Below are 10,009 nucleotides of genomic sequence, written 5' to 3'. Positions count from 1 at the left end.
CTGATCAGCGAGAAGGGTGCTCGGGGGCGCTTCGGTCATGATCCCATCCTCTCGCCCGGCACCGACAATTCCGGGCCGTGGGACGCGTCCCGGAGCAGATTGTCCCTCCTGGGCGCGGCCATCGGCTGAGGGCTGTTCAGGCACGGCCGACACCCCGAGGGGAGGCACGAGCCTTCTACCGGACAGGAATCGACATGGCGGCTGAACGGCCCGCCGGTCATGTGCGGCGGTGTCGCGGCCGACGAGGCGGTCCTCGCCTCGAACGTGACGCCGCACCCGAGAGCCGTTCGCCCGTGCCGCCCGCACGGGTGCGGTCAGCCCACACCGTCAAAGCCCGTCGGTGGAGATGCACGCTCTCCGGCTCATCGAATCGATCCGCGAACAGCGGACCCGGCGGCGAGAAGGATCTCGCCGCCGGGCCTCTCACGGCCGCCGCCGTCGCCGCGAGGGCAGGCGCGGCCAGGTCCGCACCGAGTCCAGACGTTCCGCGTGCCGCCGGGGTCAGCTGCGCAGGGTCCATTTCTGGCTGCTCGTGCCGGTGCAGGACCACAGCTGTACCTTGGTCCCGTTGCCGGTCCCGAAGTTGCTCGCCTCCATGCACTTGCCGGACTGCACGCCGGTGATGGTGCCGTCGGCATTGACGTTCCACTGCTGGTTGGCCTGACCGTTGCAGTCCCAGATGATCACCTGGGTGCCGTTGGCGGTGCCCTGCCCGTAGGCGTCCAGGCACTTGTTGCCGTACACCTGCAACTGCTTGCCCGAGGTCTGGGTCCAGCGCTGGTTGGTGCCGCTGCCGCAGTCCCACAGATGCAGCTGGGTGCCGTTGGCGGTGCTGGCGTTCGGCACGTCCAGGCACCGGCCGGACTGGGCACCCACGATCTGGACGCCCTGCTGCGGGTTGCCGCCGACCGGCGCGTAGCCCGCGGCGGTGATGTTGGCCTGCACGGCGTTCTCGGTGGCCTCCGACGGGTAACCGGAGGTCAGCACGCCCTCGAAGAAGGTGCCGCGGCCCGAGACGCTGTTGTCGCCGCCGATGCCGAGCAGGATGGCGCCCTCCTTCTTCATCGGGTGGTAGCCGTTGGGGCGCCGCCCGTCGAAGTAGGTCGTCAGGCCACCCGACTGCGCGTTGCCGCCCCGGATCGCCCAGTGGTTCGGCTCACCCTTGACGATGGCGGTGACGAAACGGTGGTTGATCGGCGCGAGGTTGTTGTAGCCGGCGTTCACCCCGGAGAACAGGCCCCACTCCAGGTCGGCCATGATCCAGGGACCGGCCCCGGCCCCGTAGCCCCACTGTTTGTTGGCGCCGAAGTAGACGGTCTCCATGATGGCCGGGGCATCGGCCTGGCCGTCGGTCTGGGCGTTGCCGTAGTCGAAGCAGCACCACTGGTTGTAGTGCGTGCCGTCGACGACGGCGTAGATCCCTTCGGGCTGGTCGCCGGTCGCCACCCCGTTGGTGTTGTTGTTGCGGTAGCCGGTGCCGGGTTCGATGCGGACGCCGTAGGCCTTCTGGCCGCCGACGGTGATCGGGGCCGCTTTGGCGTCGGCGAGGTTGTCCCATCCGCCCGGGCCGGGGCCGGGCCAGAAGCCGGGCGGCGCCTGGGTGAGGCGGTTGTTGCGGCCGGACTGGTCGTAGATGACGGTGATGAGGCAGCTCGTGCCGGCGCAGAACGAGTCCTGGGTGGCGGCGTTGACCACACCGCCCGCGCTCAGCACGCCGATGTCACGGGTGGTGTTGTCCGAGGCGCGCCGCACCTGGTACAGCGGGCCGTTGTAGGTGCCGTACAGCGCACGGGTGGTGCTGTGCGCGGCCACACACGGCGTCCCGCCCGCGGCGTAGATGTCACACGGGCCGGTGGTGGCGGCCTCGGCGGTACCGCCGCCGGTCAGGCAGGCGGCGGCTATCAACGCGCTCGCACCGGCCGCGAGCGTCCTTCTCAATCTTGCGAGGGGCATGCTGCCTCCTTCTTGCCTCTTGCCGGACCGCGTCCTTCGGATGTACGGGGTCGTCTTGCGACTTTCCGAGGGCGCGGCCCGGCGAAGAAACGGATTCCTTACAGATCCCGGCGATCCCCGCAGGTCACCGGGTCAGCTTCTGGCCCATTTCTGGCTGCTCGTGCCGGTGCAGGACCACAGCTGCACCTTGGTCCCGTTGCCGGTCCCGAAGTTGCTCGCCTCCATGCACTTGCCGGACTGCACGCCGGTGATGGTGCCGTCGGCATTGACGTTCCACTGCTGGTTGGCCTGACCGTTGCAGTCCCAGATGATCACCTGGGTGCCGTTGGCGGTGCCCTGCCCGTAGGCGTCCAGGCACTTGTTGCCGTACACCTGCAACTGCTTGCCCGAGGTCTGGGTCCAGCGCTGGTTGGTGCCGCTGCCGCAGTCCCACAGATGCAGCTGGGTGCCGTTGGCGGTGCTGGCGTTCGGCACGTCCAGGCACCGGCCGGCGTTGAGGTTGCGCAACACCGACGTCGACCCGTTGCCGGGGTCGGAGGAGGGCGGCAGCAGCGTGATGGTGTAGGAGTCGTCGATGGCGGTGTGCGGCAGGTTGACCGTCGTGCCGTTGTCGGACAGGGTCACCACGGAGTTCTGGACGGTGACCGGAGCCGTGACGGCTCCGCCGCCGTTGTAGGGGATGCGCTCGGCGACGACCCTCACCTGGTTGTTCTCCACGATGCCGCTCGTGGCGTCCAGGCGCCGCAGGTTGACGGCGATGTTGCCGGTCGTGGTGCCGCCGCCGACCAGGATCTTGGCCGTCCCGGCCGCCTTGGTGGCGAACGCGTCGTACGAGGCACTGGGGGTGACGGACGCGATCTGGCCGGTCTGCGAGCCGTAGAAGCGGTAGGCCCACCATTCGCCCTTCGGCTGGTACTGGCCCGCCGAGTTGCGGACGAGCAGGTTGCCGAGGTCGTTGTGCAGGTTTCCGCCGCCCGCCCAGTTGGCGCGCAGGCCGTCGGCGCCGGCCCGCTCCAGGCGTGCGATGTACCAGGATCCGTCGGCGGGATTCTGCTCGTTGGACGCCCCGTACTCGTTGATCTGGTAGGGCCGCGGGTGCGGGATGCCACGGGAGTTCAACGTGGTGTCGGCCGCCGCCACGTTGGCCACCGGGTCGCCCGGCAGGGAGTGCCAGCTGATGATGTCGGGCACCACGTTGTTGGCCTTGACGTAGTCGAGGTACTGGTTCCAGAAGGCGTGGCCGGTGGACGGCACGCACGCGCAGCTCGGCCCGACGATGAGCTGCGTCGGGAACGCGGCCCGGATGCGCTGGTAGGTGCGTCGCCACAGCTCGAAGTACTGGGATTGGGGCCGGTTCCAGAACAGCGTGATGTTGGGCTCGTTCCACAGGTCCCACTGCACCGAGGCGCCCGTCGCCCGCACGTCGTTGATCAGGCGGGTGAGGAAGTTGTCGTAGTCCGTCCAGTTGCCGTTGTCACCGGGAAAGCGCGAGATCGGGTAGCCGTCGGCGCCCCACAGGTCGTGGACGAGCAGGATGAACTCCCCGCCCAGTGACCGGGTGCGCAGCAGCTGGGCGCGGGTGGCGTTCCACCGGCGGTCGTACTTGCCCGACACCCAGCCACCCGGGCTGTCGAGCTGTGCTCCACCGGCCCGCATGTACCGGAACTTCACGTCGTTGAAGAACTGGTCGGGCGGGCCCGACGCGTTCTCGGTCATGCCGTAGATCCAACCGGAGGCCCGGTAGGTCGGGGTGCCGCCGCCGGCGGAGAAGTCGACGGCGATGGACTGGTCCGCGGCCTGGGCCGGCGTGGCGGACGTCACGACGGGGCCCGCGACGAGTGCGCCGACGGCGAGAAAGGCGGCGATCGCGCGGCGGCTTCCGCGCCACCTGCCGGGTGCGATGTCCACCCCTGACTCCTCGGACGCGCGGGGGCGGGGACGAGGGGCCGACAGCGATGGTGTGGGACGCCACAGCCGGGCTCGGCGGACGATGTCGCCAACGTTCATCTTGGACTCTCCTCACTCATGGGTGCTGTGCGCACAGGTGAGTGGAATGGCTTCGTGGGGCTTCGTGGGGGGTGGCGCGAAAACCAGGATGTCCTGCATTGAGTCGAATCGATTCGATTCGACCGCAGCCTAGATCTCGCTGTCAGTGATGTCAATAACATGTGTTATGGAGGTAAACGCATGGTTTCGAGCGCCGCGGCAGGCGTGCGAGCGACCCGGACGGCGTCTGGCGTGAGCGACGGGAGGGCTCCGGCAAGAGAGACGAATGGTTCCGATGACGAGATAGGCCTACCTAAGAGGCCTGTGAAGCAGGCTTATTCGGGGCACATGCAAGCCCTTCGCCACATGCGTTGATCTTTTGCCGTCCTCCCTGGACGTCTGTCGTCATCAAAGGTCACAATCGCATCATGGTCGGCTCGCCCCTTCCGGTTCGGAAGGTTTTGGTCAGATAAGACCTGTGGCCCTGACCGCACAATGAGTATGAAACTTTCATTCCCCGCATGAGAGCTGTACCTGCCCGCGGCGCCTGCCCGCGCGACCCGCGCCGGGAAAAGTCCTCCCTGTCTTCCTGTCGAAACGCCGAGCCCGTCGCCGCCGGCGACCGTGCATGATCATCGCCAGCGGCACGAGCCATGGCGGACGCGGAATATGCCGCCTTGACAGCGGAAGAGCGACTCCTACCCTGAGGTCCTCACGTGATCGAATCGACACGCCCGCACACCGACGGGAGCCGGCGTGCCCTCCAGCGAACTGTCGCGGTGTCGACAGGGGGCCCAAGCTCGACCTGGTTCGGCTGTTCGCCGACGCGATTGGACGCGAGCGGCGGGCTGACCGGAGACGAAAGGCAGATGAGTGAAACGCATGATCAGAGCGGTGCTGGCGGCCGTCGTCCTGTGCCTGGCCTCCGCCGGAGCCCTCGTCGGGCTACCGTCGGCGTCCGCCGCGGCCCTGACCCAGGTGACGAATTTCGGAACCAACCCGACGAACCTCAACATGTACGTCTACGTACCGGACAGGGTCGCGGCACAGCCCGCGCTGCTTGTACTGATCCACTACTGCGGCGGGTCGGCCGGCGCGATCTTCAACGGCAACGGGCGCGACTACGTGACCGCGGCCGACAGGCACGGGTACGTCATCGTGGTGCCGGAGGCCACCCGCAGCGAGAAATGCTTTGACGTGTCCACCCCCGCCGCGCTGCGGCGTGACGGCGGCGGCGACTCCACCGGTGTCATGGCGATGGTCACCTGGGCGCGACAGCGCTACAACGTGGATCCGGGGCGGATCGTGGTCAGCGGGTTCTCCTCCGGGGCGATGATGACCAACGTGCTGGCCGCTCAGTATCCGGACGTGTTCGCCGCCGGTTCGGCGTTCTCCGGAGTTCCCGCGGGGTGTTTCGCGACCACGAACGGGTCGCTGTGGAACGGCCAGTGCTCGGGCGGGCAAGTGATCAAGACCGCGCAGCAGTGGGGTGACCTCGCCCGCTCGATGTATCCCGGATACACCGGCCGTCAGCCTCGGATGCAACTGTGGCACGGCAGCACGGACACGACGCTCCACTACAACAACTTCGGCGAAGAGATCAAGCAGTGGACGAACCTGCACGGGCTGAGCCAGACCCCGGCGTTCACCGACCATCCGCAGTCGAACTGGACCCGGACCAGATACGGCGTCACCTCTGCGCAGGCCACGGTGGAGGGGATCAGCATCAGCGGGGTCGGCCACCAGCTGCCGATGAGCGGACAGCTCGCCTATGCCATCACCTTCCTCGGCCTCGACAGCGGCGGCACTCCTTCGCCTTCGCCCTCGCCGTCACCGTCACCGTCACCGTCGCCTTCTCCTTCGCCCTCCAGCGGCACGAGCAGCGCGCTGAAGGGCGTCGGATCGGGACGCTGCCTGGACGTGAGCGGCGCCTCGCAGGCCAACGGCGCACAGGCACAGATCTGGGACTGCAACGGGCAGCCCAACCAGCGGTGGACCTCGACCGGCGCCGGTGAGCTGCGGGTGTACGGCGGCAAGTGCCTGGACGTCAACGGGGCCGGGACCGCCGACGGCACCGCGGTGCTCATCTGGGACTGCAACGGCCAGAACAACCAGAAGTGGCGCCTGAACGCCGACGGCACCGTCACCGCGGTCGGCAGCGGCAAGTGCCTGGATGTCTCCGGCTACGGCACCGCCAACGGCACCAAGGTGCACATCTGGACCTGCCACGGCGGCACCAACCAGAAATGGACCCGAGCCTGACACCGTCCGCCCCGATCGAAGCCGCGACAGCGCGGGACTCCTCGGTCTGCTTCCGGTGGTACGCGACCCAGTGGTCCGGTGTGTCGTTCTCGTCGATCATCAGGCCGGCGTCTTGAGGCTCGGCCGCTACCACGATCAGGATGGCGATCGAGTTCCGCGGGGCGCCGTGGACCCACGCCGATCCGCGTGAGATCGACGGCATCCTCGCGCGGTTCGAACCAGCCGCCCGGAGACCGGTTGGCCTCCGCCTGCCGTGAAGGGTGCCGCGCCAAGAAGCGCGGCACCCTTCACGGTGGTGGTCAGGTGGTGGCGCCGGTCACCGTCGTGCCGGACTTGGTGAGGTAGTAGGTGATCTGCTTTCCGCTCCAGAAGTGGAAGATGAGCGTGATGCGGCCATCGTTGACCTCGGCGAAGAACTCGGACTTCATGATGATGGTGCCGGCGCCGTAGTCGGGCTGGAAGTTCTGCCAGAACTCCTTGTAGGTGGTCCAGTTGGCCGGTCCGGCCGGGCTGCCGTCGGCGTACTTGGCCTCCATCGTGGCGAGCTGGTCACCGCGGAACTGGGTGGGGATGGCGAACGACGTCGTCGTTCCGCTCGCGGCGGCCTGTGTCGGCGTGCTGGAGGAGATGACGCTTATCTCCCAGGGCACGCCCTGGGAGAACCGTGCCTCGATGGTGGCGTTGACCCCGTGGGCCCGGTTGCCGGCCAGGCGGGTGAGGGCGGCTGAGGTGAGGGTGAGTGTGGTGCCCGACACGGTGTAGTCGCTGCCCTGGCTCAATGGGGTGCTGCCCTGGCGCAGGCCCTGGAACGTGGTGCCGTTGAGGTTGAGCGTGAGCGTCTGGCCGGCGATCGTGCCGCTGGCGGGAACGTACACCTGATCGGTGGAGGCGGTGCCGGAACGCGTGGTCCAGCTCGCCTTCATCATGTCGAACACGCCCTGGTCACGCCATTGCAGCTCGTTCCTGTTCAGGAACTGACCGGCGTCCCAGACCATGGTGGTGAGGTTGCGGACGCGGGCGTGATAACCCACGGCCTCGATGAACTTCAGGAACTCCCCGCGCTCGATGATGCCAGGGCGGGTGTGGTCCCAGCTGAGCAGTGCCCACTCCCCGATGATCACCGGGATGCCGCGGGAGACGAAGGCGGTGCGCACCCGGTCGAATCCGGCGATGAGGTCCTGTTCGACATTGCTGTCGTATCTGGTGCCGCCCGCGATGTTCACGCTGAACGGCCACCAGCCGTAGAAATGGACCGTCGCGGCGAGGTTGGGGTCGCGCAACGCGGTGAAGGTGGCGGCCAGCGCGTCCACGCGCCCCTGTTCGCTGCTGGTGTGCAGCGTGGGCAGGACCAGGACGCGAGTGGCATTGGCGCCGCCCGACTGGCGGACGACATGGACGAACTCGGTGTTGAGCGTGTTCAGCAGCTGGTCGCCCTGCTCGTCGCCGGAGGTGCCGGCGAACTGCGGCTCGTTGATGCTCTCGAACAGCAGTTTCGGCGAGTGGTCGCGGAAGGCGCCGGCGAGCTGGCGCCACAGCGCGGTGTAGCGGTTCTTCACCGTCGCCGAGTCCGACGGGTAGGTATTGATCCACTGCCAGGAGTCGTGGTGAAGGTTGATCAGCACGTAGAGGTCCTCGGCCAGGGACCAGTCGACGACCTGGCGGACGCGGTTCAGCCACGCGGCGTCGATGGTGTAGTCGGGGGCCGGACCGTGGTGGTTGCTCCAGGTGATCGGGATTCGGATGCTCTTGTACCCCTGGGACCGTACCTGCTGGAGCAGCGCCTGCGTGGTGAGCGGGTTACCCCATGCCGTCTCGTCGGGGATGGCGTCGAGGGTGTTGCCGAGATTCCAGCCCGGCTGCATGGCGGCCACGGTGTCCATCGCGGTCGTCGGAGTTGGCGTCGGAGTTGGTGTCGGCGTCGGGCTGGGCGAAGGCGAGGGGTCGACCACCTTTCCCGTGCACGTGACACCGTTGAGCGTGAAGGACGTGGGCGCGGTGTTGACGCCCGTCCACGATCCGTTGAAGCCCAGGGAGACGGTCGCGTTCGTGGCGATGGCCGCGTTCCAGCTCGTGTTCGCCGCGGTGACCTGCGCGCCGGAGGAGGTGACCGTGCTGTTCCACGCCTGGGTGACCCGCTGGCCCGAGGGGAAGGTCCAGGCCAGCCTCCAGCCGTTGATCGGGTCACCGAGGTTGGTGACGTTGAGGTTGGCGGTGAACCCGCCCGGCCACTGCGTGGAGACGGTGTAGACGACACCGCAGCCGGCCACCGCCTGCGCGTTCACGGCCGTCATCGTTCCCACCGTCAGCAACGCGATGACGATGCCCGCGATCGCGCCGATCCGTTGGCGGACCTTACGTAAGTTGTGCATTTCTCACTCCCTTGGGCGCGTCGCCCTTTCGACCGCGCCGATCGGCTGCCCTTGGAAAACGACGTTGGACGAACGTGGTGATGAGGGAATGTGCGTGGCAGGTGCCGACGCGGCGCTCAGGCCCGATCCCGAACAACGGGCCAGGTCGACAGAAACTTTCTATCGACTGACGCGAAACATAATGTAGTGATGAAGAGAATCACCGCCAACCACGCAGGATGGCTCAGCCTGAGGTTCCCGGGATCGAACAGGCCGCCCAGCCTTTTCGGGCAGGTCAGCGAAGGGAGCGAGAAAAAGCAGAGAAACTTTCCAGCTTCTCATCCTGAATCTTTCAGGGAAAGGGGCTCGGTGTGACCACGACCGAGGGAGTGCGGCCCGCGGAAAATCGATCACGCACCGGTCCGATAGGGAGGACCAGCGGCTCCCCGACCGGTCATGGTCGCGGCGAGGCCGCGTCCAGGAGAGCACGTCCAGCCTCGGTGAGCTCGTGCGTGGCCGTACGACCGGCCCGGCTGCTGTCGATCAACCCGGCGTCTCGCAGGATCGCCAGGTGTTCGCTGGCCGTCGGGACGGTGACGCTCACCAGCCTGGCCACCACGGTCGTCTGCAGCGGAGTGGTGAGCGCGGCCAGGATCCTCGATCGAGTCGTTCCCAGAAGACGGTCGAGGGATCTCGGAGTGGGAGGTGCCGCCCAGAGGTATCGCCCGGATGCCGGGTAATAGATCGCCGGAGTCCAGTGGTCCGAGGTGGTGCACTGCATCCGGTCGGTGATGAACAGTGACGGAACGAGAATGAGTCCATCGGGGCAGTCGACTTCGATGTCGACGGTCTTCTCGACGGTGATGGTGTCGCCTTCGCACGCGGTGGAGGGGTGCAGGCGCGGAAGGATCGCGCGCAGCCCCTCGCGGTTGACCTGGATGGCCCGATCCAGCATCTCGGCACGCAGCGCCTGCCGCATGGACGGCCATTCCGGCTCTACGACCGCCCTCCAGAGGCGGCGCAGCGCATCGGCGGCCTCGGACCTGGCTCGGTCGGGGTCATCGAGCAGCCGGCGGCCCACTTCTGCCCCGCGCCCCCTCATGGCGTCGACCAGCTCGGCGTACGCCTGGTCCGCCGGCGCGGCGAGGAGGGCGTCCATGCCTTCCTCGAACGTCGGCTCGCTGGACATCGGCGACGGGTCGAGAAAGTCGGGTCGATACGCGCCCTCGGCCATGAAGACCGTGAGCGCCCTCAGGTCCAGGTCCGAGAGACGGTGGTGGCGGCGGCGAAGCCACGGATGGAACATCGGGTGACGCTGCGGTTCGTTCAGGAGCTGGGCAAGACTGACCACTTCGTGGATCGGCGACATCGCCCACCGTACGCTCGCGGCACCGGCGCCCAATCGGTAGCGGATCACTCCCCTATTGTTAGGCCACCGCCGAAGTGAGCGCGAGCGAAGT

Annotated in this window: 5 protein-coding genes; 1 reads left to right on the top strand and 4 read right to left on the bottom strand. The window is 67.5% G+C overall.

Annotated features, from left to right (window positions below; all coding sequences use genetic code 11):
• Positions 1-501: 501 nt before the first annotated feature.
• Complete coding sequence (locus ACTOQ2_RS42310; RefSeq protein ID WP_440107436.1) at positions 502-1,953, bottom strand: arabinofuranosidase catalytic domain-containing protein; 1,452 nt, start codon at positions 1,951-1,953, stop codon at positions 502-504.
• Positions 1,954-2,085: 132 nt separating this feature from the next.
• Positions 2,086-3,861, bottom strand: a complete 1,776-nt coding sequence (locus ACTOQ2_RS42305; protein ID WP_440107434.1) for a ricin-type beta-trefoil lectin domain protein — start codon at positions 3,859-3,861, stop codon at positions 2,086-2,088.
• A 960-nt stretch (positions 3,862-4,821) separates the two neighbouring features.
• Here ACTOQ2_RS42305 and ACTOQ2_RS42300 point away from each other — a divergent pair.
• Positions 4,822-6,201: an extracellular catalytic domain type 1 short-chain-length polyhydroxyalkanoate depolymerase gene (locus ACTOQ2_RS42300; protein ID WP_440107432.1), complete on the top strand. Its 1,380-nt coding sequence runs from the start codon at positions 4,822-4,824 to the stop codon at positions 6,199-6,201.
• A gap of 299 nt (positions 6,202-6,500) precedes the next feature.
• On the opposite strand, the gene ACTOQ2_RS42295 is transcribed toward ACTOQ2_RS42300, so the two are convergent.
• Both ACTOQ2_RS42295 and ACTOQ2_RS42290 read right to left on the bottom strand, forming a co-directional pair.
• Positions 6,501-8,570, bottom strand: coding sequence for a cellulase family glycosylhydrolase (locus tag ACTOQ2_RS42295; protein ID WP_440107430.1), 2,070 nt, complete (start codon positions 8,568-8,570; stop codon positions 6,501-6,503).
• 433 nt (positions 8,571-9,003) lie between these two features.
• On the bottom strand, positions 9,004-9,966 hold the full coding sequence (locus tag ACTOQ2_RS42290) for a DUF5937 family protein (protein ID WP_440107428.1): 963 nt from the start codon (positions 9,964-9,966) through the stop codon (positions 9,004-9,006).
• Positions 9,967-10,009: the final 43 nt, after the last annotated feature.

Origin of the sequence: Streptosporangium sp. H16, assembly GCF_051918855.1 — a bacterium.
GTDB lineage: Bacteria > Actinomycetota > Actinomycetes > Streptosporangiales > Streptosporangiaceae > Streptosporangium.
The sequence above is the reverse complement of the archived record's forward strand: the minus strand, read 5'-3'. Positions and strand labels throughout refer to the sequence as shown.